The organism is Stenotrophomonas sp. SY1 (assembly GCF_021202945.1).
Taxonomy (GTDB): domain Bacteria; phylum Pseudomonadota; class Gammaproteobacteria; order Xanthomonadales; family Xanthomonadaceae; genus Stenotrophomonas.
The window spans coordinates 2,423,062-2,449,681 of record NZ_JAJOYR010000001.1 but is presented as its reverse complement, the minus strand read 5'-3'; the positions used below and the strand labels follow the sequence as shown (position 1 = coordinate 2,449,681).

Here is a 26,620-nt window from a genome sequence, read left to right as displayed (position 1 = left end):
CTTTTCTTTGCACGAGCAAAGAAAAGTAACTCGCTCCCCGTGGGGGAGTGAAAGCCCTTGATCCTGCCTCGGCCTCGGCTTTTGAACCTTGAGCCGCACGGCTAAAGCTGAAGGCAAAGGCTTTCGCCCCCCTAAAGGGGCGCGAGCGCACCTTTCTTTGCTTGTGCAAAGAAACGTGGCCCAAAGAAAGCACACCCTGCCTGCGCGCCTTCCGCGCTGCGCGCTTCAGGTCCACTCCGCTGCCGGGATTTTTCGACGGGACGTCCCTGTCCCGTCGAAAAACGACGTGCATCCATGCACGTCGCCCCTGCGGGGTCTTGTCCGTCAGCTCCGTCGCTACGGAAGGGAACCCGGTAAGTCAAAGTCAAAGTCCACGGCAACGGCCAAAGCCAAGGCCAAGGCCAAGGCCAAACCCAAGGCAGTGGCCGATGGCGTGGAGGGGCCAAAAGCAACAAAGCCGCGAGTTGATCGCGGCTTCGTGCAAGGAATCCTTGGGCGGTGGCTCACACCGCGTTGAAGCTCGCCGCCAGGGTTCCGACCACCAACACCCAGCCGTCCACCAATACGAACAGCAGGATCTTGAACGGCGCCGACACCAGCATCGGTGACAGCATCATCATGCCCATCGACATCAGCACGCTGGATACCACCAGGTCGATGATCACGAACGGAATGAAGATCAAGAAGCCAATCTCGAACGCCGTCTTCAACTCGCTGGTCACGAACGAAGCCACCAATACCGGAAAAGGGATCGCATCCGGGCTGGCGTAGGCGCCGTGACCGGCCAGGCCGGCGAAGGTCATCAGGTCGGTTTCACGCACCTGCGCCAACATGAAGGCGCGCAAGGGTTCAGTGGTCAACTTCCAGGCGGTCTGGAAATCAATCTGGCCGTCCAGGTACGGCGCCATGCCGGTGGACCATGACTTGTCCCACACCGGCATCATGATCATGGCGGTCAGGAACAGTGCCAGGCCGAGCAGGATCTGGTTGGAAGGCGTCTGCCCCGTCCCCAGCGCCTGGCGCAGCAGGCCCAGCACGATGATGATCCGGGTGAAGGCGGTCAACACCAGCAGCATCGACGGCAGCAGGGTGATGGCCGTCATCAGCAGCAGCGTCTGCAAAGGCAGGCTCACCGGCTGGCTGCCGATCTTGCCGACATTCACGTCCGGCAGGGCCGGCAGCTGCGGCGCACCGGTGGCAGCAAATGCGGACAGCGGCAGCGCCAGCATCACCAGCAGCGCGAACAGTGCCCAGAAATGGCGCAGGTTGAAGCGAGGACCACACATGATCAGGAACCCTTGCGCAGCTTCTGCGACAGCAGCTGGGCGAAATTGGGAAGTTGCTTGAAGTCGGGCAATGTCGGCGCGGGTGTCTGCGGCAGCGGCTCGGGCAGCGCATGCAGCGTGCTGATGCCGCCGGCTGTCACTCCCAGCAGCAACTGCTGGCCGTTGACGTCCACCACCACCACGCGCTCCTTGGCGCCCACGTTGATGCTCGCCACCACCTTCACGCCCTCAACCGGGCGGAATGCGCCGCCGGGCAGGCGCTTGAGCAGCCAGCCCAGGCCGATGATCAGGCCCAGCACCAGCAGCAGGGTGAACATCGCACCGAACATGCTGGGCATGCTGGCGGCGTGTTGACCCACTGGCGTGGCGGCTTTTGCCGACGGAGCGGCCAGGGCGAGCAGTGCGATCAACGCAGTCTCCGGATGCGCTCGCTGGGGCTGACCACGTCGGTCAGGCGCACGCCGAAGCGGTCGTTGATGACCACCACTTCGCCATGGGCGATCAGCGTGCCGTTGACGAACACGTCCAGCGACTCGCCAGCGCCACGTTCCAGCTCCACCACCGAGCCCTGGTTGAGCTGCAGCAGGTTGCGGATCGGCAGACGTGCGCGGCCGACTTCCAGTGACAGCGTCACCGGCACATCCAGGATCACGTCCAGGTCAAGGTCGGTGCCGCTGGCGGCATCGGCTTGCAGATTGCTGAACTGGGCCGGCGTGGCGGAGGCGGCTGGGGTGGCGAGCTCGGGGGCTTCGGTGTCATTCATCGGAAGATTCCTGGATTACGGGAACGTGGACGCGCTTGCCCGGAGGCTGGGTGGCGGTGATCTTGATGGCGTTGCGCTCGTTGGCCACGCCGAACTCGCCGGTGAACACCGGGATGCCCTCCACGCACAAAGGCACTTCCTTGGGCATGTCGATGGGCAGGATGTCGCCGATCTTGAGCCGGGTGAGTTCGCGCAGGCTCATGCGGCGCTTGGCCAGCACGCTGGACAGTTCCACTTCGGCGCTGTTGAGCTGTTCGCGCAGCATGATGGCCCAGCTTTCGTCGCGGTCGTTGCGGTCGCTCTGGATGCCGGCGTCGAGCAGCTCGCGGATCGGTTCGAGCATCGAGTACGGCAGGGTGATGTGGATGTCGCCGCCGCCGCCGTCCAGTTCGACGTGGAAGCGGCTGACCACCACGTACTCGCGCGGGCTGACGATGTTGGCGAAATGCGGGTTGATCTCGGAGTTGATGTAGTCGAAATCGACGTTCATCACCGGGCCCCACGCCTCGCGCAGGTCGGCGAAGGTCTGCTTGAGCATCAACTGGATCACACGCATTTCGGTGGCGGTGAACTCGCGGCCTTCAATGCGGGTGGGGTAACGCCCGTCGCCGCCGAAGAAGTTGTCGACGATGGCGAATACCAGCGTCGGCTCGAACACGATCAACCCGGTGCCGCGCAGCGGCTTGAAGCGGATCAGGTTGAGGTTGGTCGGCACGTACAGCGAGTGCAGGTAATCGCCGAACTTGATCAGCTCGATGCCACGCACCGACAGCTCGGCCGAGCGCCGGATCAGGTTGAACAGGCCGATGCGCCACAAACGCGCGAACCGCTCGTTGACCATTTCCAGCGTGGGCATGCGCCCACGGATGATGCGGTCCTGGCTGGCGAAGTCATAGGAGCGCGCTTCGCCGGGTGCCGGGGCAGGCTCGGCAGTGTTGACGCTGCCCGAATCGACGCCATGCAGCAGGGCATCGATCTCATCCTGTGACAGCAGGTCATTGATGCTCATCGCAGGCCCTTACTGGGTGACGAAACTGGTGAACAGCAGCTCATCGGCGCTCTTGCTGCCGGTTTCGACCTTCATCAGCTTCTGTACCTCGGCCAGCGCGCTGGCCTGGAGCTTCTCCTTGCCGGCGCGGTCGGCGATCTGCGCCGGTTCCACCTGAGAGAACAGCATCAGCAGCTTGGCGCGGATGGCTGGTGCATGGGTCTGCAGGGCCTGCAGTGCCAGCGGGTCGCGTGTCATCAGCTGGACTTCCACCTGCAGGTAGCGCGGTCCGTCGATCGGGCCGTTCAGATTGACCACGAATGCCGGGTCCAGCGCGAAATACTGGGCCGGGGCAGGGGTCTTCGCAGCGGGCTTGGCCGCAGCTGCCTTGGCAGTGTTGCCCTGGGTGAAGTACCAGACGCCGCCACCGGCCGCGCCAGCAGCAAACAGCGCGATCAAAGCGGTGACCAGCAACGGACGCCGCGACTTGCCAGTCGCCTCCGCAGCCGTCTCGGTTTTGTTTTTCTTGTCAGCGGCAACAGCCACGTTGAACTCCTGGAAATCGCTTCCCCCGCACATGCAAGCACCGTGCCGGAGCCGAGCAGGCGGTTCTGCCGGAATGTTGACGCGCGTAATTGCAGGAGCGGCATGAGCCGCAAAGCCAAAACCTGGGCTACTGCCGACGGTGGCGTTTCTGGAGTTGCATCTGAACTGGCGCCGGATTTGGTACCGACTTCGCGGCTTACGCCGCTCTTACAGGGGAGCGGGTCGGTTCACAGGCAGATGGTGTTCCAGTACGGATAGTCGCGCGGGGAGGCAGCCAAACCGGCACGTACGGGATTCATGACGATGTAGCGCGAAACGGCTCTGAGACAGTCCTCCCTGCGCAATGCACGATCGTGGTAGCCGCGTGCCCATACCGGGCGGGTCACGGTTGTGGGCAGGACACGCGCGCTATTGGATTTCAGGTTGCGCACCGTTGCCGCGAGGGCGTCTCGGCATCCCAGTTGAATCAGTCCATGCCAGTGATCCGGCATCAAAACCCATGTCAGCAGGCCTGCGTTCTGCCACAGCCGAGGGTCACAGATGGCACGGCATGCGGCCGCTGCATGTAACGGGTCGGTAAAGGCTGGAAGTCTACACTCGGTGCTGAACGTGATCAGGTAGACCTGGCCCACGAGCGATACCCGCCCCCGCCGCAGTGCCTGGTGACCTTTGTTCGGATTGTTCGTCGCAGGCGCCATGCCGCAGCTTGGCCGTTGGGCCGAGCTTGGGGATGTCCAGCGGTGGCTCGGGCGGCTGTCAGAAACCCATCTGTAGGAGCGGCGTGAGCCGCGAAGCTGACGATGGGGCAAGGGCACATGAGTTGTGCAATTGCGGATTCGACATGATCTGCGACAACAGTTGCTTCGCGGCTCACGCCGCTCCTACAGGGGCCGACTTCATGCGTAGGCGTCCAGGAGGCCGCGCATGCGCAGGGTCTGGTGGGTGGTGGCTGCCCGTTCTGCGCCGTCGTCGGAGGAGCCGGCGACGTGGCCTGCGCCCGTTGGGCGATCTTCGCCCTGCTGCTGCGGGCTCTGCTGCTGGCCCACGTCGGCGTGGGCAAGTTGCAGGCCCTGTTCGCCCAGCATTTCGCGTAGTCGCGGCAGGCTGTTTTCCAGTGCCTGGCGGACGTCGGCGTGGGCGCTGGTGAAGCTGGCATGCACGCGCTCGCCGTCCAGCTGCAGCTTCACCTCCACCTGGCCGAGGTCGTGCGGGGTGATGCGGATGTGGGCATGACCAATCTTCTGCTCGGCCAGCCAGCTGACGCGGGTGCCGATGGCCTCGTCAAAGTCGCCGCTGTTGAGGTCGGGCGTCGGTGTCGGCGCATCGGCAGAGGCGGTGGGCGCGGGCCCACGCAGGTCCTGGGCGCTCTGGCTGTGCAGCAAGGCGTTGAACGATGTCGGTGCGGGAGCATCGCTATCGAGTTGCGCCGAAGTCACTTTGTCCGTGGCGATGCTTGCCGTTGGCGGCAGCACTTCCTCGGCAGCTTCACCTGCAGCGGCTGCCTGGGCCAGGCCGGCCACGCCGGACGTTGTGGCAGCCAGCGTCGCGGCCGGTGTGGCGGCCGTGCCCGAGGAGGTGCTCGCGTTGCTGGCAGGGGCGGGCGCTGGCGGGGTTTCGGCGGGCGGCGGCAACAAGGCCGACAGGCCCGGCGGCGGCCACGGTGCTTCGTCGACGGATTCGCTGCTCTCCGGCTTGGCCTTGTCCGTAGGCCCGGCGGCCGCGACGTTTTCGGTATCAACGTCTGCGTCGTGGCTGGCGGAGGCGCTGGTGTCCTCGCGACAGGGTGCATCGGTGGAGGCTGACTCCCGGCTGCCCGTCGTCGAAGGGGACGGTTTCGGTTTGGCTTGCGCCGACTTGCCTTGCAGCATGGCCTCGAAGCCGCTGCCGTCAGCCTTGTCGGGGCCACCGTTGGCATTGGCGCTGCGCGGAGATGCCGTGACGTCGCCATTGCTGCCGACAGCGGGATTAGAAGACAGAACGTTCATGCGTCTTCCCCTTCACCTTCGCCTTCGAGCTTGGACAGGCGTGCGCGGCGCGCGCCAAGGTCATCCATCTCGCGCTGGTCACGGCGGTTCTCGACCTGCTTTTCCTGCGCGCGGTAGCTGGCTGCCAGCTGTTCGAGCACCTGCTTGTCGCGGCTGGCCAGCAGCAGGCGCGCGCGTTCGGCATCCACGCGCTCGCGGTTGTTGTCCACGGTCTTGCTCTGCGCCTGCACGGCATTGTCCAGGCGGTCGAGGAAGGCCCGGCGGTTCATCAGCTGGGCGGTGCTGGTGGTGGCCAGCTGGGCGCTGGCGTACTCGTCGGCGTACTGGCGCAGTTCGGCCAGGCGCGACTGATGCACATCCAGCGCCTTCTGGCGTTCGGCCAGTTCCTTGGCGACTTCGTCCTCGCGATCCTGCGCGCGGCGCAGCAATGGGTCCAGGCGACGTGACGGGCTCATGCGGGTTTCTCGCTGTCTACCAGTTGTTGCAATGCGTTGAGGCTGTGGCCCAGGTCGGCGGCGGCGTGCACGTCCTGGCCCAGGAATTCCATGATTTCCGGCCAGCGGTCCAGGGCTTCGTCGGTGACCGGATCGTTGCCGCGCTGATAGGCGCCGATGGCGATCAGGTCGCGGTTTGCCGTGTAGGCCGACACCAGCCGCTTGAGCTTGCGGATGCGCGCGCGCCAGATATCGTCGGCAATGTCCTGGACCACGCGGCTGACCGAGGATTCCACATCGATGGCCGGGTACAGGCCGCTGTCAGCAACGCGACGGGACAGCAGGATGTGGCCGTCGAGGATGGCGCGGGCCGCATCGGCGATCGGGTCCTGCGGATCGTCGCCTTCGGTCAATACGGTGTAGAAGGCGGTGATCGATCCGCGCCCCTTGGCGCCGTTGCCAGCACGTTCCACCAACGCGGGCAGCTTGGCGAACACCGATGGCGGGTAACCGCGGGTGGTCGGCGGTTCGCCCACGGAAAGGCCGATCTCACGCTGTGCCTGCGCGAAGCGGGTCAGCGAATCCATCAGCAACAGCACGTTCAAGCCCTGGTCGCGGAACCATTCGGCGATGGCGGTGGCGCGGTAGGCGCCGTGCAGGCGCGCCAGCGGCGGCCGGTCGGCGGGGCTGGCGACCACCACTGCGCGGCGCAGGCCTTCCTCACCCAGCGTGGTTTCGACGAAGTCGCGGACTTCGCGGCCACGTTCGCCGATCAACCCGACCACGATCACGTCAGCGGCGGTGTAGCGGGTCATCATGCCCAGCAGCGTCGATTTACCGACACCGGAGCCGGCGAACAGGCCGACACGCTGGCCACGGCCGATCGGCAGCAGCGCGTTGATCGCGCGCACGCCCACGTCCAGCGGCTGGATGATGGGCTCGCGGGCCAAGGGATTGATCGCCACGCCGGCCATGCCGACCGTGCCTTCGGCGCGGATCGGGCCCTTGCCGTCCAGCGGCAGGCCGTCGCTGTCGATGACGCGGCCAAGCAGGCCTTCGCCCACTTCCACGCCACCGCGCTTGTACGACGGCACGACGCGGGCATTGGGCAGCAGGCCATGCAGTTCGGCGCTGGGCATCAGATAGGTGCGGTCGCCGGAGAAGCCGACCACTTCGGCATCCACCCATCCGCCGTCGATGATCTCGACCTTGCAGGTGGCGCCCATCGGCGCGTCGCAGCCCACCGCTTCCAGGGTCAGGCCGACCGCGCGGCGCAGGATGCCTTCACGGACCAAGCCATGGCCGGCGGCGGCATCCAGCGAAATGCCATTGAGCCGGGCTGCCAGGCGCAGGTCGCGCGCGGCAGCCCATTCGGCCGGAGCCGGTGAGGCGCTCATTGGCCGGCTCCCACGCGGCGCAGCACGGTGCTGAGCGCAGCGCGCAGGCGCGCGTCGAGCGTGCCATCGATGCGTACCGACTCGGCATGCACGCGCAGGTCGCCACGGCTGAGGTTGACGTCGGGCACCAGGCGCTGGCCTTCGGGCAGGGAGAGCAGGGTGCTGATGGCGGCGATGTCATCCGGGTGCAGCCGCACTTCCACGTCGCGGCTGGTGCCGCTGACAGTGTCCAGTGCGTCGTGGACCAGGGCCACCAGCAGCTCAGGGTCGGACTCGTAGGCGCGACCGATCAGAGCCCCGGCGATGCGCACCGACAGATCACCCAGGGCTCCGACAACTTCGTTCTCGAGCCGGCCCAGCGGACGGCTGAAGTTGTCGAGGATGCCTTCGATCTGTGCGACCAGCCGGCGGACTTCGTTCTGACCCTGCGCATAGCCTTCGACGTGGCCTTGCTGGAAACCTTCTTCCTGCGCGGCATCGCGGATGGCCTGTACTTCTTCCAGTGTCGGCAACTGGATGGGCGGCGCTGCCGGCTCGGCAGGCGCTGCGCGTATGGTCTCGATCAGTTCCAGCGCAGGTTCGGCCGGCGTCGGCGGGGCGAGCGGGACATTCAGGTCCGGCGCATGCCAGCGCACAACAGTGCTCATAGCATCGCCTCGGCGCTGCCACCGACGGTGACGGTGCCTTCATCTGCCATGCGTTTGACGATGGCCAGGATTTCGCGCTGCGCCGCTTCCACGTCGGACAGCCGCACCGGGCCGCGAGCTTCCATGTCTTCGAGCAGGATCTCGGCGGCGCGCTGGGACATGTTGCGGGTGATCTTGTCGCGCACCTTGATGTCGGCGCCACGCAGTGCCAGGCCCAGGCGTTCGCCGCTGACTTCGCGCAGCACCAGCTGCATTTCGCGATCGTCCAGGTCCACCAGGTCGTCGAACACGAACATCAGGTCCTGGATGCGGTTGCCCAGCGGCGCGTCGATGCGCGCGATCTCGGTCAGGATGGCCTGGTCCTGGCCGCCGTCCATGAAATTGAGGATGTTGGCCGCGCACTGCACGCCACCGATGTTGGACGACTTCAGGTTCTGGTTGCCGGCGAACTGCCGCTCCATGATCTCGTTGAGTTCGTTCAGCGCGTTGGGCGGAATGCCGTCCAGCGTGGCGATACGCAGCAGCACATCCACGCGGGTGCGTTCGGGCAGCAGCTTGAGCGCATCGGCGGCCTGGTCGGTTTCCAGGTGGGCCATGACGATGGCGATGATCTGCGGATGCTCGTTGCGGACCAGGTCGGCCACCGCACGCGGGTCCATCCACTTCAGCGCATCCAGGCCGGTGGTGTTGCGGCCGAGCAGGATGCGGTCGATCAGGTTGCTGGCTTTCTCGTTGCCCAGCGCCTGCACCAGCATGTTGCGGATGTAGTCGTCCGAACCGACGCTGAGCGAGGTCTTGTTGCCCAGCTCGGCGCCGAAGTCGTCCATCACCTGCTGCACCTGCTCGCGGGTGACATCGCTGAGCGTGGCCATGGCGATGCCGATCTTCTGCACCTCCTTGGGCTCCATGTGGCGCAGTACGTCGGCCGCGTCGGTTTCGCCCAGCGAAAGCAGCAGCACGGCAGCGCGCTGCACGCCGGTCATCGGCATTGCATCAGTCATTTGCCACCCAACCCTTCACCACCTGGGCGACGCGTTTGGAATCGGTTTTGACCGCCTCGCGCGCCATGCGCAGACGTTCTTCATAGGCATCCACCGGCAGCGCGAGCTGGGCGGACTTGTCCAGCTGCAGATGATCGGCAGCCAGCGCCGGCATGGTTACGCCGTCATCAAGCACCTGCACATCGGCGCTCAATGGATCGCTGTTGGGGTCGGGCAGGGCCTTGGGCGGCCCGGCAATCTGGCGCAGGGCCGGACGCAGCACGCCGAACAGCAGCGCCAGCACCACTACCGCACCCAGCACCAGGCGCAGCGCATCGCGCAGCTGTGGGTTCTCCCACCAGTTGGGAGCTTCCACCGGCACCGCTTCGCGCACGAACGGGGCATTCATCACCGACACGGTGTCGCCGCGCTCGGCATTGAAGCCGACCGCCTGCTTGACCAGCGCTTCGACGCGGGTCAGCTCGGCGGCACTGAGCGGCTGGTCGCTGACCTTGCCGTTGCTGCCGGCACGCGGCACATGATCCACCAGCACCGCGACCGAGACGCGCTGCACGCGGCCTGGCGGCTGCCGGGTGTGCTGCAACGTGCGGTCCAGTTCGTAGTTGCGGGTGGCGTTCTTGGAGGTTTCGGTGGGGGCTGCAGCGGTCGTCGGAGCCGGCGCAGCAGCGGCGCCCGGCGGCGTGTTGCTGGTGGCGCCCGGAATGCCCTGCGGGCCGACGACGGCGCTGGTGTTCTCGCTGATCTGCTCGCTGCGCACCTTCTGCGGTTCGGCGTTGTACAGCTCGCGCGCTTCTTCGGTGACCGAGAAATCCATGTCCACGCTGACTTCGGGATTGACCCGGCCGGCGCCGGTCATCGGTTCGAGCAGTTCGCGGATGCGCTGGTTGTACGAGCCTTCGAGGCGGCGGACCTGGTCGAACTGGGCGGCGTTGAGCGCGGCCTCGCTGTTCGGGTCGGCGATGGTGAGCATGCGCCCGCTCTGGTCGACAACGGTCACGCGCTCCGGTGCCAGGTCCGGAATGCTGGAGGCGACCATGTGCACGATGGCGTCCACCTGGTTGCGTTCCAGCTGCTGGCCGCCACGCAGTTCCAGCACCACCGAGGCGCTGGCCACGTCACGCTGGCGGGTGAAAGCGCTGGGCTTGGGAATGGCCAGGTGCACGCGCGCATCGCGTACCGGACGCAGGCTGGTGATGGTGCGCACCAGCTCGGTTTCCAGTGCGTGCTGGTAGCGGGCGGTTTCGACGAACTGGCTGACGCCGAAGCCGGGGTCGCGCTCCATCATTTCGAAGCCGAGCCGGCCGCTGTCGGTCAGGCCGGAGCCGGCCAGTTTGAGGCGGGCATCGTGGATGTTCTTTTCCGGCACGCTGATCGCGCCGGTGGCGGCGTTCATTTCAAACGGGATCTGTGCCGCGCGCAGCAGGTCGGTGGCCTCGGCGGTGGCCTTCTGGTCCAGGCCGGTATACAGCGGAACCAGCTGCGGCTTCTGCGACCAGAAGAACACGAACAGGCCCGCTGCCACGGCAACGGCGATCATCGCCATCAAGCCCAGCCGACGGGTGATCTGCAGGCTCTGCAGGCGGTCGAACCAGGCACCGGCCTGCTGGGTGTTCAATGAATCTTTGGTCAGTGACAAAGCCATGCGGAGTATTCCTTACAGCGGCATGTTCATCACGTCCTGGTAAGCCTGGACGAGACGGTTGCGGACTTCCACGGTGGCGCGGAAGGCGATCTGCGATTGCTGCGAAGCCACCATCACCTTGGCAAGGTCGGCACCGGCTTCACCGCGCTCGAAGGCGGCGGCCAGCTGGCCGGATTTCTGCTGGGCTTCGTTCACACCCTTGAGCGCGGTCTGCAATGTCTGGCTGAAGCTGGGGCCGGTGACGGCGTTGCCTTCGGTCAATCCCTGGATCGCATTGCTCCGCGGCAGGTCGCCGTTGGGCGCGGCCTGGCCAACCTGGTTCTGCAGGCTGCGGATCTGGGAAAGCACGGAGGTGATGGAGTGCGACATCAGGGGGATTCCGAAGGGAGCGTTTTCGTCTGTCAGCAGTGCAAGTGCCGTGCCACAGATGTGAAGACGTTTGCCTGTCACTGGTGCGTCAGGGCTGCCTGTATTCCGGCGTTGCGCCGGGTTTATGGCGGTGGCGCGGCGATGGAGGATGGGATGGAGGGCTTGCAGGGCCGGGCGGTGTTGCTGGGTGGCATGGGGATGCGTGGCGCTTGCGCGGCAGCGGTATCAGCGGCGAAGCGCGTGGACCTTCCGTCCGCGCAGATGCATGCAGTCGCACGCCGGGCAACGGCCGGAGACTGTTGCCGGAAACATGCGTTATTTCGACATACGTTTCGGGCGTCATCGGATCGCACGCAAGTGGCGCGCAAGCGATCCATTTGACGCCCTTCGCGCTTGGGAAAGCCAAAAGGCAAAGCACCGCTCGAAGTGCCCGCAGTGCCCGGAAACAGGAAAGCCGGCCCCAGAACGGTGCCGGCTTGAGATGTCGTTTCTCAGCGCCCTCCCTGTCGCTGTAGGCGAACGGGAGGGTTGGAAAGGGAGGCTTCAGCCCCGCCCGAAACCCAACGGGCCGGCCACTTCAACCAATCGCTTCAATCTGCTCGCGCTCAATCCCGTACTTGCGCAGCTTTTCCACCAGCGTGGTGCGACGCAGGCCAAGCAGTTGCGCCGCATGTGCGACCACGCCCTGGGTGCGCTCCAACGCTTCGTTGATCAGGGTCAGTTCGATGCCGGCCATGTGATCGCGCAGGTCCAGACCTTCGCTGGGCAGGTTCGTGGAAGCATTGCCCGTTGCACCAGCGGCCTGTGCTGCTGCCACCGGGGCTGCACTGTCGGCAATCATGCGTGCCAAGGCGGGGCGCTCCTGTTCGGCCTGCGCCGTTACGGCGTGGTCGCCACGGTAGCGGCTGGGCAGGTCCTGCACGCGGACCTGGCCGCCCGGGTGCAGCACCGCCAGGCGTTCGACCAGGTTGGTCAATTCGCGCACATTGCCCGGCCACGGGTAGCTGGCCAGGGCCTGCAATGCTTCGCTGGTGAAGCGCACTTCGCCGCGACCGGTGCGTGACAGCTGCGTGGCGATGGTTTCCACCAGCGCCGGGATGTCGTCGGTGCGCTCGCGCAGCGCCGGCACGTCGATCGGGAACACGTTGAGCCGGTAGAACAGATCCTCCCGGAACTTGCCCTCGGCAATGCGCGTTTCCAGGTCGCGGTGGGTGGCGGCGATGACGCGCACGTTGCAGCGGATGGTCTGGTTGCCGCCGACGCGCTCGAAACTGCGCTCCTGCAACACGCGCAGCAGCTTGACCTGCATCGGCAGGCTCATGTCGCCGATCTCGTCCAGCAGCAGGGTGCCGCCTTCGGCCATCTCGAAACGGCCCTTGCGTGCACTCAGTGCGCCGGTGAAGGCACCCTTCTCGTGGCCGAACAGTTCGCTTTCCAGCAGGTCCGGTGGAATGGCGCCGCAGTTGATCGCCACGAACGGCCCATCACGACGCGGCGAGCGCTGGTGGATGGAGCGCGACACCACTTCCTTGCCGGTGCCCGATTCGCCCAGCACCAGTACCGTGGTGTCGAAGTTGGCGACCTGCTCGATCAGCTGGCGCAGCTCGGTGACCGCCGGGCTGCTGCCGGTCGGACCATTGTCGTCGGCGCTACCGGCCTGGTGTTCGGCATCCAGGCACTTGAGGCTGGCACGGCGCAGCAGGGCTTCCACCTGCGCGTGACGCATCGGCTGCTCCAGCGGCCAGACATTGGCTTCATGCAGGCCGTAGTGGCGTGAGAACGCCAGCGGGTCGCTTTCAGCCAGCAGGATCGGCGGCGGCAGGCTGGTACCGGCCAGCCAGGTGAAGAACCCGGCGGCGCGATCGGCATCTTCCAGCGCACCCACCACGATGGCCATCCAGTCGTTGCCACGGTGGCGGCGCACGTCGATGTCCTGCGCGTCACTGACCCAGCGCGGGGTGAAATCCATGAACTCGAGCAGGGCGATGGTGCGTTCGGCGCGGACCGCGTCCGCGTCGATGACCAGAATGCGTGACTCACTCATGGCTGGGCTCCTTGAGCGCCTCCAGGATCGGCATGACTTCCTGGATGTAGGACAACTTGCTGACAAAATTGTCAGCGCCGGCACGCAGTGCGTGCTCGCGGTGTTCGGAATCGTCGAAGTGGCTTGCAATCACCACGTACGGTGCGTCGTCCTGGGTCTTGATCAGGCGGGTGGCCTGCAGGCCACCCATTTCCGGCATGGCCAGGTCCATCAACACCACCCGCGGGCGCAGCGTTTCGGAGCGTTCGATCGCCTCCAGTCCGTTGGCGGCGCTACCGACCACCTGCAGCCAGTCGACCTTGCGGAAGTGGCGCATGGCGGCGTTGATGAAACCTTCGTGGTCATCGACCAGCAATACGGTGAGCTTGCTCATGGGAATCCTTGGGTTCAGCCGGCGCGCGCCAGCTGCGGCAGGGTGCCGTGGCGACGGCGCTCGCGGGCCGGGGCGATATCGAGTTGTTCGCGGTATTTTGCGACGGTCCGGCGCGCGATGTTCACTCCCTGGCGTGCCAACAGCCCGGCAATGGCTTCATCGGCCAGCGGGCGGCCCGCCGGTTCGGCATCGATCAGGCGCTTGACCATGGCCTTGACCGCCAATCCCGACACCGCCGCGCCTTCCAGCCGCACGGCGAAGAAGTGCTTGAGTTCGAAGGTGCCGCGCGGGGTCTGCAGATACTTGCCGGAGGTGATGCGCGAAACGGTGGACTCGTGCATGCCGATGGTGTCGGCCACTTCTTTCAGGGTCAGCGGGGCCATGGCTTCCTCGCCATCGACCAGAAACGCAGCCTGGCGCTCGACGATCACGCGCGCGGTGCGCAGCAGGGTTTCATAGCGCATCGACAGGCCACGGGTGAGCCAGCGGGCTTCATGCAGCATTTCGCGCAATGGCTGCGATGCCTCGCCGCTGCTCTCGGCCACGACCCGTTCGTAGCTGGGGTTGATGTTCAGCCGCGGGGTGGTGGCAGGGTTCAAGGCCACGCGCCATTGGCCGTCGGCGTGCCAGGCCACCACGTCCGGCACGACCGCCAGTTCGGAGTGCGGCAGCAGGGCTTCGCCGGGGCGTGGTTGCAGCGACAGCACCAGGCGGAAGGCTTCCTGCACGTCTTCCGACTCGGCATCCAGTGCGCGGGCCAGGGCCTCGAAATCGTGCTGGGCCAGCAATTGCAGGTCCGCATCAAGCAGCCGCCGGGCCAGGTGGCGGGCGGCGACATTGCCGGACAGGGCGGTTAACTGGGCCTGCAGACATTCGCGCAGGTCCACGGCGGCCATGCCAGCCGGTTCGCCGTGCAGCAACTTCTGACGGACGGCCTCCAGGTCGGTGGCGGTGCGATCCAGGCGGGCGCTGGCCAGCTGCGTCAGTTGTGCCAGAGGTGCCTGCAGATAGCCGGCGTCATCGCACTGCTCCAGCCAGAAGGCGGCAACGGCAAGGTCGGCTGCGGGCAGGTCCAACGCCAGCGCGTTCAGTACGCGCAGCTGCGGGTCGGTGGATTCACCAGCGGCGATGCGCGCCATGCGGTCTTCATCCCCCGCGCTCCAGCTGGCGCCTGGGGTGTCCCACATCGATGGCTCGGGAAGTTCGTCGAAAGCGGCTGCGTCGGTCTGCGCTGCGTCTGCGCCCGCATCGTCGCCGGCGAGTTCGCGCTCTTCGTGGAGTTCCAGCAGCGGGTTGTTCTCCATCGCCTGGCGCACTTCCAGTTCCAGCTGCATGCCGTTGAGCTGCAGCAGACGGATGGATTGCAGCAAGGCAGGTGTGAGATGGAGCTGTTGACCCAGCTGTGTGGACAGTACGGCTTTCATGCGTTTCCCCATACCGCGCCAATGGCCGGCGCGTTGTGGAACGCATCTTGCGTGGCAGCTGTCAGGGCCGTAATAGGTGCCGCCCTGATGCCTGTCGTGGCGCCCCTGACGATTTGTCGGGGAATCACCTACATTTCGCCAAATTTCCGACGCGTGGCGAAGGCTGTTTCTAAGTAACTATTTGATTCCGCTCGCTTCCATACAGTGTGGCGCCGGAAATCCGTTTTTGTGACGCAGTGCGGAATCGGGCGACATTCCGACGTCAGATCAAGTCCTTTTCATGGCGTACAGCCAGCAACAACAGGTCAGTGGCGCGCCGACAGCCAAGCGTTTCCATCATCCGTGCACGGTGGGTTTCCACGGTCTTGATGCTGATACCCAGCTCCGCGGCGATTTCCTTGGTGCTCTGACCACTGCCCAGGCGACGCAGGATCTGCTTCTGGCGCGGTGACAAGGCTGCGATGCCGGTAGGGCGCTCGCGGGCGATCAGCGGCGCCAGCATCTTGGCCGAGATCTGCGGGCTCAGGAACACCTGTCCGGCCACCGCTGCGCGCAACGCAAGCTCAAGTTCGGCAGGTGCGGCGTCCTTGACCACGAAGCCGACCGCACCGCGATCCAGCGCATCGCGAACGTGGCTGGTGTCGTCATGCATGGACATCATCACGGTGTGGACATGCGGCAGATGCGCGCGGACGTCACTGAGTGCCTCCAGGCCGCTGCGGCCGGGCAGCGACAGGTCCATCAGGATCAGGTCGGGCCGGTGGAACAGCGCCATTTCCAGTGCCTGCTCGGCAGTGCTGGCTTCGGCAACGACATCGATGTCGCCGAAAGTCTGCAGCAGCCGACTGAGTCCGGCACGGACCAGGGTATGGTCGTCGACAATTAGAACGCGCACGGAAACGGTACCTTAGCGGAAGGCTGCACCTTAACGGAGCCCGGCCATCGGCGCCAACAGGCCGAAAGTCGTGCTTATGCTCACCGGTTGCGCCGGCTATCGGCAATCTGGCGGCGATGCAGGCGAAACAGGTGGCGTTCCAGTGCCGAGGCGAATGCCTCGCTGGTTTCCTGCAGGCGCAGCCAAAGGCGGCTGCCGGCAGCTGTACCCTCCTGCGCGAGCACCACTACCGGCAGCTCGATATGGTCCGGTAGCCATTCCACGGGCAGCAGCTTGACCACGCCTGTGCTGCCTGGCTGCGCATCGAGCGCGTGCGGTAGGTCGATGCGAAGCCCGTGTCGCGACCAGCGCAACGGGCGGAGTGGGAGGGTCTGGGTGGTCTGCTGCAGCAAACGGCCAAGCAGCACCAGGGTCAGGTCCAGGCGGGCTTCCAGACGTTGCAGCTGGGCGCTGCTGTCAGTTCTCTCCTCGCCCTCGTCATTGCTGCGCGAATCCTCCACCAGGGCGACGCTGCGCAACAGCATCTCAGATGCACCGGGCCGCAACACGCTGGCGCCGGCTTCGAACAGCACTGGCAGTGTCACCTCACAGCTGAGCGTGTCATCGAACAGCTCGGTCTCGGCGGGGTGCACGATGCCTCCGGTGGTCATGGTCGTGCGCCAGCCTGCTGATAGGCATTGGCCGCACGCGCCGACTGCCGCTCGTGGCGCAGATGCTCGGCCGCTTCGTCGCGCAGCTCACGCATGCGGCCGGTCAGCGCCTGCTGCTGTTCCAGCAGCCCCTGCAATGCAGTGGCTTCGGCCTGAACGCCGTGATCGCGGATGTAGTCGCGCAAGCGCTGGTCGTGCCCGCTGACGATGCGTTCGGCCAGGTCATGGTCTTCACCTTCGATGGCGTTCTTCAACGATTCCAGGTCCGCATGCAGGGCCTGCAGCATGGCGATGTTGTCATTGGACATCTCAGGCTCCATTGGCGACCGGATGGCGGCGTTGCTCGACCGGGATCGCATTCCATGCCGATTCGATCTCGCCCAGCAGGGACAATGATTCCTGCAGGGCGGTCACGTCGTTGTTGAGGTTGGCTTCGGTCAGGCGCTGCACGATGTAGTCATAAAGGGCGGACAGGTTGCCGGCAACTTCACCACCTGCAGCGTGATCGAGCGAGCCATTGAGGTGGCCGACGATGGCACAGGCTTCACCGATGGCCTTGCCCTTGAGTGCCTGGTCGCCCTGGGCCAGGAAGGCTTCAGCACGACGCATGCGCTCGTTGGCGCCTTCCAGCAACAGTGAGACCAGTTTGTGCGGATCCGCATCCACCACCCGGGTGGAGACGCCGATCTGGCGGTATTGTTCGGCGAAATGGCGGCTTGGGCCGTACATGTACTCAATCTCCTGGTGTTCGTGCAGTGAAGGCAGCGACTGCCGATACATCGTGTGTGTGGCTCCCTTAGCTATCGGCCATCAGGGCCGCCAGCTTGAGCCGGCCTGCGGTTGTCAGCTGGACATCGCCGACAGCTGCTGGGTGAGGTAGCTGCTGGTGCTCTGCATCTGCGATACCAGTTTGTCCATCGCCGTGAACTGTGCGGTATAGCGGGCCGAAACCTTTTCCATGCGGGCATCGAGCTCGTCGAGCTGCTTTTCCAGCTTCTTGATTTCCTTGTTGAGCGTGTCGGTGCGCTGAACCAGCGTGCCGGTGCCGCTGTCCAGGTTGCTCTTGAGGATGCTGTTCATGCCTTCATAGAGCGCACCGCTTTTGCCAACCAATGCCTCGGCGGCGGCCGGGTTCTTGGCCATGGCCTTGTCGAACGTGCTCGCGTCCAGTGACAGGGTGCCGTCCTTGGTCACGGTCAGGCCCAGTTCCTTGAGGTCGATGATGTTGGCGCTGAGCTGGCCGCGCAGCTGCTGCTGCAGGCCGCGCACCATCGAATCACCGGTCAGTACCGAGGCTTTGTCCGTGGTTGCGTCGTAGGCGCTGGAGGACTTGAGCAGGTTGACCGAAGCGTTGTACGCAGTGACAAACGCCTGCACCGCCGTCTTCAGTGGTTCGTTGTCCTGGGTGATGGTCAGCGCGGTGATGGTGCCGGGCTCGGCCTTGGTCAGGTCCAGGGTCACGCCGGCGATGATGTCGCTGACGCTGTTGCTGCTGGATTCCCGGTCGAAGCCATCCACGCGCACGTGCGCGTTTGTCGGCGCCTTGATCTGGCTCATGCCGCCGCTGGTGCCGTCCCAGGTCAGAGCCGACAGGCCGCCGTTGCCGCCGCTGGCCGTGACGGTCAACGCACCTTCGGTGCCTGCGTTGACCGCATTGAGGACCAGGTGCTGGCCGTCATTGGCGGTGATGACGGTGGCATTGACGCCTTTGCCGCCCGCAGCGCTGTTGATGGCCGCCGCGATGCTGGTCAGGTTGCTGCCGGGGGCGATGTCGACCGAGAGCGAGTCCTCCTCGCCCCAGGCAATCGTCAGCTGGCCGTCGCCGACGATGCTGGCAGCATCGAAGGCGCCTGAGCTGAGTTTCTGCGATTGCGCCAGACTGATGACTTCAATGTTGTAGCTGCCCGCAGCCGCCAGCGTCTTGCCGGTGGAGGGGTCGGTGACGATGGTGGCGCCGAAACCGCTCTTTTCAGGCACGGACGTTTTGTAGGCGCGCACGTCGGCTGCCTTGCCCATGGCTTCCATCGCCGATTGCAGGGTGCTGAGCGAGCTCTTGATGCTGCCCAGCGCCGAGAGCTTGGCGGTGGCCGTGGTTCCTTGGTTGTTGATGCGGTTGGCGGTAGGCGCGCGTTCAGCGGCGACCAACTGCGCAACGATGGTGGGAATGTCCAGGCCGGAGCCGATCGTGGACAGGGAAGACGTGGCCATGTGGTTTCCTCTTGCGGCAAGGGGATGGCGTTGCAGCAGGCATCCCGGGTATCGGCACGCGGAGGCTGAGCTTTAGCCGCGTGGTTGCGCAGTGAAGTGCAAGACGTGTGCCAGTGGGGCGGGGGAATCAGGTGCAGGACGCTGTGCGGCGCGCCGTGGGAGCGGCTTCAGTCGCGAAGCTTGGAAGCCGCCTGATCGAAGCGTTGGCTGCAATCGCCGACCAATTGGCAACGGTCGTATTACCCGCTCCGCGGCGGAAGCTGCTCCTACCGATGTTCCACAACGCACAAGCCCCGCCGTTGCGGGCGGGGCTTGTGGCGACAGTGGCGCGTCCGCGCCACTGTCGGGGTGGGGCTTGCTGGATCAGCGCAGCAGGCTCAGCACGTTCTGGCTGGTCTGGTTGGCCTGGGCCAGCATGGCGGTACCGGCCTGCTGCAGGATCTGCGTGCGGGTCAGTTCTGCCGTTTCCTTGGCGTAGTCGGTGTCACGAATACGGCTACGGGCCGAGGACATGTTTTCCGACGAGGTGTTCAGGTTGGCAACCACCGAGGTGAAGCGGTTCTGCACAGCACCCAGGTCGGCGCGGGCCGAGTTGATGGTGTTCAGAGCTGCGTCCATCGCGTTCAGTGCGTTGTCGGCACCTGCGGTGGTGGAGATGTCCAGGTCGGCGAAGCCGGTAGCGGACTCGCCACCCACCCATGCGGTGCCGCCGGTGCCATCGGCGGTCTTGCCGGTGGTCAGGCCGGTGTGCTTCAGCACGTCGGCTGCGGTGCCCGAGATTTCGAAGTCGCCCTGCGATGAGGACAGGGCCAACTGGCCATCCTTGTCCAGCGAGGCGGACACGCCGGTGTTGTAGCTCTGGTTGTTGATCGCCTTGACCAGGTCGGTGGCACGCTGTGCAGCAGAGCCGGCCGCGCCGAAGCTGATCGTCACGTCACCCTTCGCGCCCTTCAGCGTGAAGCTGCCGGCATCGAAGGAGGTCTTTTCACCTGCGACGGACGCACTGGCGAACTGGCCGCCGGCGGCATTGACGGTCAGTGCCTTGGAGCCGGCAGCGCTGTTGTCCAGAGCGACCTTGCCAGCGGTGGCGGTGGCAACCGTGGAGCCCGCGGCGGTGTTGACGGCGGTGGCGACCTTGGCGGCAACGGCCTGCTGGGTCGTGGCGGCGTCAGTGGTGTATGCGGTAGCGGTAATTGCGACCTTGGCGCCATTGACCTCGATTTCGAATGCAGCAGCGCCGTTGGTGGTGTCGACGGCCAGCGAGGTCAGGTCGAGCTCACCGGTGCCGCCGGCAGTGACGGTGCCGGTCGGCTTTGCGGCCGAAGCGGCAGCCGAGGTGGCAACCTTGTTCCAGTTGCCCAGGTCCTTGATGTTGGCGTTGGCGATCTGGGCGATATCGATCGTCTGGCCCTGGTCGGCGCCGATCTGGAACGACTGGCTCTGGAAGCCACCGTCCAGCAGCTTGGTGCCGTTGAAGTTGGTGTCTTCGGCAACGCGCTGGATTTCGGCCTTCAGCAGCTGGACTTCAGCGTTCAGCGCTTCACGGTCGGACGGCGAGTTGGTGGCGTTGCGGGCCTGCACCGACAGCTCGCGGATACGCTGCAGGTTGTTGCCGATTTCGGTCAGAGCGCCTTCGGCGGTCTGCGCCAGCGAGATGCCGTCGTTGGCGTTGCGGGCAGCCTGGTCCATGCCGCGGATCTGGGTGCTGAAGCGTTCGGAGATCGCCAAGCCGGCGGCGTCGTCCTTGGCGCTGTTGATGCGCAGGCCCGAGGACAGGCGCTGGATCGAGGTGGCCAGGCTGGAGCCGCTGGTACCCAGGTTGCGCTGGGCATTGAGCGACATGATGTTGGTATTGATGACTTGTGCCATGATTCGAGCTTCCTGTTTGGCGTTTGGTCCGGCACATCACCTGGCCGGTACTGGGTGCAGTGGGGCGGGGTGTAGGAGCCGAAGCACCGCTGCTGATACCAATAACGGCAGCTTCCCGGGCAGCTTTAGCGCATTGCCTACGCGGAAGCGTTCAACGCCAAGGAACGACAAAGCCCCGGCATTGCCGGGGCTTTGTCGTTGCAAGCACTGCTGCGGATTACTTGAGCAGGCTGAGCACGTTCTGCGGCGACTGGTTGGCCTGGGCCAGCATGGCGGTGCCGGCCTGCTGCAGGATCTGCGTGCGGGTCAGCTCCGCCGTTTCCTTGGCGTAGTCGGTATCGCGGATGCGGCTGCGCGCGGCCGAGAGGTTCTCCGAAGACGTGTTGAGGTTGGCGATGGTCGAGGTGAAGCGATTCTGGATCGCACCCAGGTCCGCACGCGCCGAGTTGATCGACTGCAATGCCGAATCGATGGCATTGAGTGCGTTGTCCGCGCCGGTGGCCGACAGCACGTCCAGGTCCTCGAAACCGGTTTCGGCCGTGCCTGCCACCCAGTTGGTGGTGGTGGCGCCGGTCAGGCCGGTTTGTTCGGTCAGCGATGCATCACCGGCAACGGTGAACTGGCCGGACGTGGAGGCCAGCATCAGGTTGCCGTTGGGATCCAGCGAGGCGGTAACGCCGGTGTTGTAGCTCTGGTTGTTGACGGCCTTGACCAGGTCGCTGGCGCGTTGTGCGCCACCGCCGGCAGCAGCGAAGTTGATGGTGGCTTCGCCCTTCGGACCGGTCAGGGTGAAGTTGCCGGCGGTGAAGCTGGCCGGGACGATGCCGGTGGCCGATGCAACGGTGATGGCGCCGCCAAACTCGGCAGCGTTGGCACCGGTCGCCGTGATCGTCACGGCGTTGCCGCCGTTGGTGATCACACCAGTGGTGGTATTGACCTGCAGGCCGGTGGCACCGCCCACGGTGGCATTGCCATTGATCGCGGTGGCGATGTTGTTGAGCAGCTTGGCACGTGCGTCGTTCGCATCGGTGCCGTTGTTGACGCCCGCCACCGACACGGTGGTGCCGTTGATGGTGAGGTCAAAGCCCTGGTAGGTCAGCGCCGGGGCGGTGCCGGTCGGAGCGCCGAAGTTGGTGGCATCGATGGTGCCAGCGGTTGCATTGGGGGTGCCGGCATTGGCGCCACCGGTAGCGGCAACGCCGGCAAGCGTGGCCGGCGTATCCACGCGGTTCCAGTTGCCCAGCTCCTTGATGTTGGCGTTGGCGATCTGGGCGATGTTGATCACCTGGCCCTGGTCGGCGCCGACCTGGAAGGCCTGGTTCTGGAAGCTGCCGTCCAGCAACGGGGTGCCGTTGAAGTTGGTCTGTTCGGCGACGCGCTGGATCTCGGCCTTCAACAGCTGCACTTCAGCGTCCAGTGCGGTGCGGTCCGACGGCGAGTTGGTGGCATTGCGCGACTGCACGGCCAGCTCGCGGATGCGCTGCAGGTTGTTGCTGATCTCGCCCAGTGCGCCCTCGGCGGTCTGCGACAGCGAGATGCCGTCGTTGGCGTTGCGTGCGGCCTGGTCCATGCCGCGGATCTGGGTGGTGAAGCGTTCCGAGATCGCCAGGCCGGCGGCGTCGTCCTTGGCGCTGTTGATACGCAGGCCCGAGGACAGGCGCTGGATCGAGGTAGCCAGGCTGGAACCGCTGGTGTTCAAGTTGCGCTGAGCGTTCAGCGACATGATGTTGGTGTTGATGATCTGTGCCATGGGTACGTCTCCGTTGTGCTCGGTGCCTTGCGGTGTGGAAGGGCAGCGTGGCTGCCTTGGATTTGGATCAGCGGATCATGTTGAACAGCGACATCGACTGCATCTGGGTGAAGATGGTCTGTGCCGCCTGCAGGGCCGCGCCTTCGAGCTGGTACTGCCCGATGGCCTCGGCGTAGTTGAGGTCACGCATCTGCGAGAGCGTGCTCTTCAGGGTGACGGTGTTGGCTTCGCGTTGCTCGGCGGCGTTGTCGATGGCCAGCAGCTGTGCGCCACCTGCCGCGCGCGTGTCGATCATGGCGTTGGACGCCTGGCGGACGTCGCGGATGCTGGCCTGCAGCGCGTTCTGCTGTGCCGCGCGTGCCGCCGGGGTGGAGGTATCCATCTGCAGGGTCTGCACCAGCTGGTCGATGGTGCCGAACACATCGCGGGCACCGGCGGTGCCTGCGCTGAATTCATCGCCCGCTGCGGGGGCGCCATCAATACGCATGCGCAGCCCCTGGAACACGACATCCTCACCGCTGGTGTAGGTGCCGGTGCCGACCACGTTGTTGCTCGCGTCGACCACCTCGTAGGTATCCGGCGCGGTGAAGCGCAGGGTGTAGCTGGAGCCATCCCAGCTGCCGGAGCCGTCGCGGCTGACATCGTTGAGTACCGCCTGGCCGGTATTGGTGCTGGCGGCGCGGCCATCGACGGTGCCGTCACCGGTGCGGATGCGCATGAAGATCTCGCTGCCCGGCAACGCATCCTTGACGAAGGTGCCCGGAGCGACTTCCACCTGGCGCTGGGTCTGGTCGCCGTTGTAGGTGACCACGCCATTGGTCAGCGAGAACGGCGGGCTGGCATCGGCTGCGCCGCCGAACAGATAGCGGCCGGTACCGTCGGTGGTGTTGGCAAGGGCCAGCAGCGAATCCTTGATCGACTTCAGCTCGCTGGCCACGGTCTTGCGGTCTTCGGGCGACAGTGCCGGGTTGTTTGCCTGGACGGTGAGGTCGGACACGCGTTGCAGCAGCTCGCCGGCCTGCGCAAGCACGTTCTCCTGCAGCCCCAGGCGGTTCTGCGCGGTATCGGCGTTCTTGCCCAACTGTTCCAGTTCGGCCAGCACGCGGTCCATGCCGACGGCTGTACCGGCTGCGACCGGATCGTCCTTGGCGGTGACGATCTTCTTGCCGGTGGCCAGCTGCTGCTCCAGATGCGAGAGCTTGCTCTGTTTGGCCAGCATCAGCGACACCGACTGGTCGTACATCATGTTGCTGGAGATACGGTTGTTCATCAGCCCACCGCCTTGAGAATCGTCTGGAACATGTTGTCGGCGGTGGAGATCAGCTGCGACGCGGCCTGGTAAGCCTGTTGCAGCCGCAGCATGTCCGCTGCCTCCTCGTCGAGGTTGACGCCGGAGATCGAGTCGCGCGACGCCTTGGCGTTGTCGTTGATGGTCTGCTGCGCCTGCAGCGAGTACTCGGCTGCGCGTGCGGCCGAGCCCACCTGCGTGGTCAGTCCGCCCAGTGCGCCGTTGAGTGTCACCGTGCCGTTGTTGAAGGCTTTGGCGTCTTCCACCGCTGCCAGGCGAGACGCATTGCCGTTGTCGCTGGAGCCGGCGGCGGTGCGGCCCACGGTGAAGCTGTCGCCGGCGGCTGGTTTGCCGTCGAGCACCATGCTCCAGCCATTGGCGCTGATGGTCTGGCCCGGCGTATACGGGAACGGGCCGGTGCCATCGATCATGTAATGGTCGGCATCGACGAAGCTGATGCTGGCCGGGTTGAGCAGCGCCGGGTTGTTGACGTCGATCACGTCGATCTTGCCGAGCACACCGGTGCCGGTGTTGCCCACGTTGGCCGCGCCGTTGATCGGGTTGGCTGCGGCGATGCGCGAAGGATCGGTGATCGCAACCGACAGGCCATCGGTTGCCGAGGCGGTCGGCTGCAGCAGGAAGCGGTCGTTGGCCGCTGGGGTGCCGCCGACCACGAATTCCACGCCGTTGACCACGAACGGGTCGGCCGCAGTGCCGCTGCCGGTCATCGCTACGCTGGCGCCGGTGTCGGCGCGGGTGGCTTCCCAGCTGGTGCCGTTGAACTTCAACAGCAGGTTCTGGCCATCGAGCGCGGTGGTATCACCAAAGCTGGCGGTCAGCGTGGCGCCGCCGGTGTTGCCGCTGTGTGCCGATACCTTTGGAGGTGCAAGGTTGAAGAAGTCGACGCCCATGTCCCCGTACAGGTCCATGCCTTCGCGGTGGGCATCGTTGAACGACAGCGCCAAGCCCACGGCAATACGCCCCAGTTCGGCCTGTGCCGGTGTCAGCACGGTGTCGCGGAACTCCATGAAACCGCCGATCTGGCCACCCATCGCCTTGCTGTCCAGGGTGACGGTCATGCCCTGGGTCTTGATCGCCAGCTGCAACCGCTCGGGACGGTAGGGGTCCGTGGCGGTGGTGATCTCCGAGGCGGTGGTGCCCACCACCAGCGCATGACCGCCGGCGGAGTAGACGTTCATGACGCCGCCGTCCTGGATAACCGCGGTGCCGCCGGTGTAACCAACCAGTTGGGTGATGAGCTGATCGCGGTGATCCAGCAGGTCCGGTGCCGCGGCGGCAGCGTTGCTTCCGATCACACCATTGATCTGGGCGATCTCCGCTGCCAGCCGGTTGACCTCGGTGGCGGCGGAGATCAATCCGTTGTTGACTTCGCTGTTCAGCGAATCAAGGTTGCTGTTGAGCTGCTTGAAGCGATTGACCAGGGTGGTGGCGCTGTCGAGCATGCTGCGGCGGTCTGCCGTGGCCGATGCGTTGGAGGAAAGGCCGTTGATCGAATCGAAGAAGTTGGACCACACGCCATTGACGCCAGTGGCGGTATCCGAGAACAACGCATCGACGCGGTCAGCCATGCCGGACAACTGCTTCAACCGGGCCAACTCGCCGTTGCTGTCGAGCAGGCGCGAGATGGCCAACTGGTCGGCGACGCGACGGATGTCGGTGATCCTGGTGCCGTTGCCCACGTCGCCGTAGCCCACATCGGTGGGATTGCGCGTGGCGAAGTCCACCCTCTGGCGGCTGTAGCCGTCGGTCTTGATGTTGGCCACGTTGTGGCTGACGGTCGCCAGTGCGCGCTGGAACGCGATGAGCGCACTGGTACCGGTGGAAAGAACATTGGACATGGGCGTCTATCTCAACGACGGGTGGTGCCGGTCAAACCGGTGGTGCTGGCAAAGGTCTGGCCGAATCGCGTGCCGGCATCATCGATGGCGGCAACCGCGCGTTCGATGGTGGGTCCGGCGGCGATGGCGGCAATCTTTGCGGCGTAGGACGGATCGGTTGCGTAGCCGGCGCGTTGCAGGCCCTGGGCGAAGCCACGCACATCGCTGCCGGCCTTGAGTGCGGCCTGGTAGCGCGGGCTGTTCTTCAGCATGCGAACGTAGTCGCCGAAGCTTTCGGCCACCGAGCCGTAGGCGCGGAAGCTGGCGGTTTCATTGCGGCGCTGGCCGTTGACGTACTCGTGGGTGCCGGTGGTGGCGCGCTCACCGCTCCAGCCGTTGGCCTTGATGCCGAACAGGTTGTGACTGCTGTCGCCGTTGTCGCGCTTGATGTGGCGCTTGCCCCAGCCGGTTTCCAGCGCTGCCTGTGCGACCAGTGCGCGAGGGTTGACACCGAGTTCGCGCGCGGCGCGTTCGGCATGTGGCCAGATGCTGGCCACGAAGCCTTCGGGGGTGTGCTTGCCAAGCTGGTCGGCGGCAAGATTGGCCTGGGCATTGTCCACGCTCTGGCTGCGCTCGCTGGCCGTGACATTGTTCCAACGGTCGTTGCCCACTGCCCAGTCCGGTGCATCGGCCAACCCCGGGGATTCGTAGGGATTGTTGCTGCCCAGCGCGGCATGCAGGCTGCTGGTGTCGCGGCCGGCAATCAGGTCAAGCGCCTGCGCCTGCGGCGTCATGTAGGCAGCACGTTCGCTGGCGCCAAGCTGCGCCAATGGATCATCCAGCGCTGGCGTACTGCCATGCAGGGGCAGCGCCGCTGCGGGCGGTGCGTTGAGCTGATAGGCGCGGGCGGCGTCGCTGGGTTTCAGTGCGGGATCGACCGGCGTATTGCCGGCGGCATCGGCCGCGCCCAGCTGCCGGGCAATCACCGAGGACAATCCCAGCCCGCGACCGCGCGTCATCTGTTCGGCGATGCGCTGGTCGTACATCTCGCGAAACATCTGGTTCTCGCCGGGGAACAGCGAATCGCCAAAGCTCGCCGCGCGCATGCTCTTGATCAGCATCTGCGCGAACTGGCCTTCAAGCTGACGGGCGACCTTGTCGATCTTGGCCGGGTCGTTGGCAAGGGCAGGATTCAGTTCCAGTGGCGAGGCGGCGATGCGCAT

General features: G+C 65.4%; 26 protein-coding genes and 1 pseudogene. All 27 read right to left on the bottom strand.

Annotated features, from left to right (window positions below; translation table 11 throughout):
• Positions 1 to 503: 503 nt before the first annotated feature.
• The 27 genes and pseudogenes from fliP to flgJ all read right to left on the bottom strand — a co-directional run bounded on the left by fliP (position 504) and on the right by flgJ (position 26,620).
• Positions 504 to 1,229, bottom strand: a complete 726-nt coding sequence (gene fliP, locus LR961_RS10385; RefSeq protein WP_232149317.1) for a flagellar type III secretion system pore protein FliP — start codon at positions 1,227 to 1,229, stop codon at positions 504 to 506.
• Between the two features lie 59 nt (positions 1,230 to 1,288).
• On the bottom strand, positions 1,289 to 1,696 hold the full coding sequence (gene fliO, locus LR961_RS10380) for a flagellar biosynthetic protein FliO (protein WP_232148797.1): 408 nt from the start codon (positions 1,694 to 1,696) through the stop codon (positions 1,289 to 1,291).
• Complete coding sequence (gene fliN / locus LR961_RS10375) at positions 1,693 to 2,049, bottom strand: flagellar motor switch protein FliN (protein ID WP_232148796.1); 357 nt, start codon at positions 2,047 to 2,049, stop codon at positions 1,693 to 1,695. Before fliN ends, fliO begins: the two co-directional genes overlap by 4 nt.
• Complete coding sequence (gene fliM / locus LR961_RS10370) at positions 2,042 to 3,058, bottom strand: flagellar motor switch protein FliM (RefSeq protein WP_232148794.1); 1,017 nt, start codon at positions 3,056 to 3,058, stop codon at positions 2,042 to 2,044. Before fliM ends, fliN begins: the two co-directional genes overlap by 8 nt.
• A gap of 9 nt (positions 3,059 to 3,067) precedes the next feature.
• On the bottom strand, positions 3,068 to 3,583 hold the full coding sequence (locus tag LR961_RS10365; RefSeq protein WP_232148792.1) for a flagellar basal body-associated FliL family protein: 516 nt from the start codon (positions 3,581 to 3,583) through the stop codon (positions 3,068 to 3,070).
• 227 nt (positions 3,584 to 3,810) lie between these two features.
• Positions 3,811 to 4,215, bottom strand: coding sequence for a transposase (locus tag LR961_RS10360; protein ID WP_232148790.1), 405 nt, complete (start codon positions 4,213 to 4,215; stop codon positions 3,811 to 3,813).
• A gap of 264 nt (positions 4,216 to 4,479) precedes the next feature.
• The gene (locus LR961_RS10355) at positions 4,480 to 5,568 is read right to left on the bottom strand and encodes a flagellar hook-length control protein FliK (protein ID WP_232148789.1); all 1,089 of its coding nucleotides are present in this window, start codon (positions 5,566 to 5,568) and stop codon (positions 4,480 to 4,482) included.
• Positions 5,565 to 6,023 (bottom strand): flagellar export protein FliJ, encoded by a 459-nt coding sequence (fliJ, locus tag LR961_RS10350; RefSeq protein WP_232148786.1) that lies wholly within the window; start codon positions 6,021 to 6,023, stop codon positions 5,565 to 5,567. Before fliJ ends, LR961_RS10355 begins: the two co-directional genes overlap by 4 nt.
• Positions 6,020 to 7,399 carry a FliI/YscN family ATPase gene (locus LR961_RS10345; RefSeq protein ID WP_232148785.1) on the bottom strand — a complete coding sequence of 460 codons (1,380 nt, stop codon included), beginning with the start codon at positions 7,397 to 7,399 and terminating at the stop codon, positions 6,020 to 6,022. Before LR961_RS10345 ends, fliJ begins: the two co-directional genes overlap by 4 nt.
• Positions 7,396 to 8,046, bottom strand: coding sequence for a FliH/SctL family protein (locus tag LR961_RS10340; RefSeq protein WP_232148783.1), 651 nt, complete (start codon positions 8,044 to 8,046; stop codon positions 7,396 to 7,398). The genes LR961_RS10345 and LR961_RS10340 overlap by 4 nt, the downstream gene beginning before the upstream one ends.
• Positions 8,043 to 9,029 (bottom strand): flagellar motor switch protein FliG, encoded by a 987-nt coding sequence (gene fliG / locus LR961_RS10335; protein ID WP_232149311.1) that lies wholly within the window; start codon positions 9,027 to 9,029, stop codon positions 8,043 to 8,045. Before fliG ends, LR961_RS10340 begins: the two co-directional genes overlap by 4 nt.
• A gap of 10 nt (positions 9,030 to 9,039) precedes the next feature.
• Entirely contained in the window at positions 9,040 to 10,689 is a 1,650-nt protein-coding gene (fliF, locus tag LR961_RS10330) for a flagellar basal-body MS-ring/collar protein FliF (RefSeq protein ID WP_232148778.1), read from the bottom strand.
• 12 nt (positions 10,690 to 10,701) lie between these two features.
• On the bottom strand, positions 10,702 to 11,058 hold the full coding sequence (gene fliE, locus LR961_RS10325; RefSeq protein ID WP_232148777.1) for a flagellar hook-basal body complex protein FliE: 357 nt from the start codon (positions 11,056 to 11,058) through the stop codon (positions 10,702 to 10,704).
• A gap of 577 nt (positions 11,059 to 11,635) precedes the next feature.
• Entirely contained in the window at positions 11,636 to 13,102 is a 1,467-nt protein-coding gene (locus LR961_RS10320; protein ID WP_232148776.1) for a sigma-54 dependent transcriptional regulator, read from the bottom strand.
• Positions 13,095 to 13,475 (bottom strand): response regulator transcription factor, encoded by a 381-nt coding sequence (locus tag LR961_RS10315; protein ID WP_232148775.1) that lies wholly within the window; start codon positions 13,473 to 13,475, stop codon positions 13,095 to 13,097. Before LR961_RS10315 ends, LR961_RS10320 begins: the two co-directional genes overlap by 8 nt.
• 14 nt (positions 13,476 to 13,489) lie before the next feature.
• Complete coding sequence (gene rpoN, locus LR961_RS10310) at positions 13,490 to 14,899, bottom strand: RNA polymerase factor sigma-54 (protein ID WP_232148773.1); 1,410 nt, start codon at positions 14,897 to 14,899, stop codon at positions 13,490 to 13,492.
• A gap of 262 nt (positions 14,900 to 15,161) precedes the next feature.
• Positions 15,162 to 15,794 carry a response regulator transcription factor gene (locus tag LR961_RS10305; RefSeq protein ID WP_232148771.1) on the bottom strand — a complete coding sequence of 211 codons (633 nt, stop codon included), beginning with the start codon at positions 15,792 to 15,794 and terminating at the stop codon, positions 15,162 to 15,164.
• Between the two features lie 80 nt (positions 15,795 to 15,874).
• Entirely contained in the window at positions 15,875 to 16,444 is a 570-nt protein-coding gene (locus LR961_RS10300) for a PilZ domain-containing protein (protein WP_232148770.1), read from the bottom strand.
• Positions 16,441 to 16,752 (bottom strand): hypothetical protein, encoded by a 312-nt coding sequence (locus tag LR961_RS10295; RefSeq protein ID WP_232148768.1) that lies wholly within the window; start codon positions 16,750 to 16,752, stop codon positions 16,441 to 16,443. The genes LR961_RS10300 and LR961_RS10295 overlap by 4 nt, the downstream gene beginning before the upstream one ends.
• Position 16,753: 1 nt before the next feature.
• Positions 16,754 to 17,173 carry a flagellar export chaperone FliS gene (gene fliS / locus LR961_RS10290; RefSeq protein WP_232149309.1) on the bottom strand — a complete coding sequence of 140 codons (420 nt, stop codon included), beginning with the start codon at positions 17,171 to 17,173 and terminating at the stop codon, positions 16,754 to 16,756.
• A 114-nt stretch (positions 17,174 to 17,287) separates the two neighbouring features.
• Positions 17,288 to 18,652, bottom strand: coding sequence for a flagellar filament capping protein FliD (gene fliD, locus LR961_RS10285; protein WP_232148766.1), 1,365 nt, complete (start codon positions 18,650 to 18,652; stop codon positions 17,288 to 17,290).
• A 363-nt stretch (positions 18,653 to 19,015) separates the two neighbouring features.
• On the bottom strand, positions 19,016 to 20,521 hold the full coding sequence (locus tag LR961_RS19260; RefSeq protein WP_269670571.1) for a flagellin: 1,506 nt from the start codon (positions 20,519 to 20,521) through the stop codon (positions 19,016 to 19,018).
• A 217-nt stretch (positions 20,522 to 20,738) separates the two neighbouring features.
• A complete protein-coding gene (locus tag LR961_RS19255) occupies positions 20,739 to 21,416 on the bottom strand; it encodes a flagellin (RefSeq protein WP_332311032.1) in 678 nt (225 codons plus the stop codon).
• Positions 21,417 to 21,758: 342 nt separating this feature from the next.
• A pseudogene (locus LR961_RS10255) lies at positions 21,759 to 22,271 on the bottom strand (flagellin); the annotation flags it as partial.
• Between the two features lie 67 nt (positions 22,272 to 22,338).
• Entirely contained in the window at positions 22,339 to 23,541 is a 1,203-nt protein-coding gene (flgL, locus tag LR961_RS10250; RefSeq protein ID WP_232148765.1) for a flagellar hook-associated protein FlgL, read from the bottom strand.
• Complete coding sequence (flgK, locus tag LR961_RS10245; protein WP_232148764.1) at positions 23,541 to 25,418, bottom strand: flagellar hook-associated protein FlgK; 1,878 nt, start codon at positions 25,416 to 25,418, stop codon at positions 23,541 to 23,543. The genes flgL and flgK overlap by 1 nt, the downstream gene beginning before the upstream one ends.
• An 11-nt stretch (positions 25,419 to 25,429) precedes the next feature.
• The gene (gene flgJ, locus LR961_RS10240; RefSeq protein ID WP_232148763.1) at positions 25,430 to 26,620 is read right to left on the bottom strand and encodes a flagellar assembly peptidoglycan hydrolase FlgJ; all 1,191 of its coding nucleotides are present in this window, start codon (positions 26,618 to 26,620) and stop codon (positions 25,430 to 25,432) included.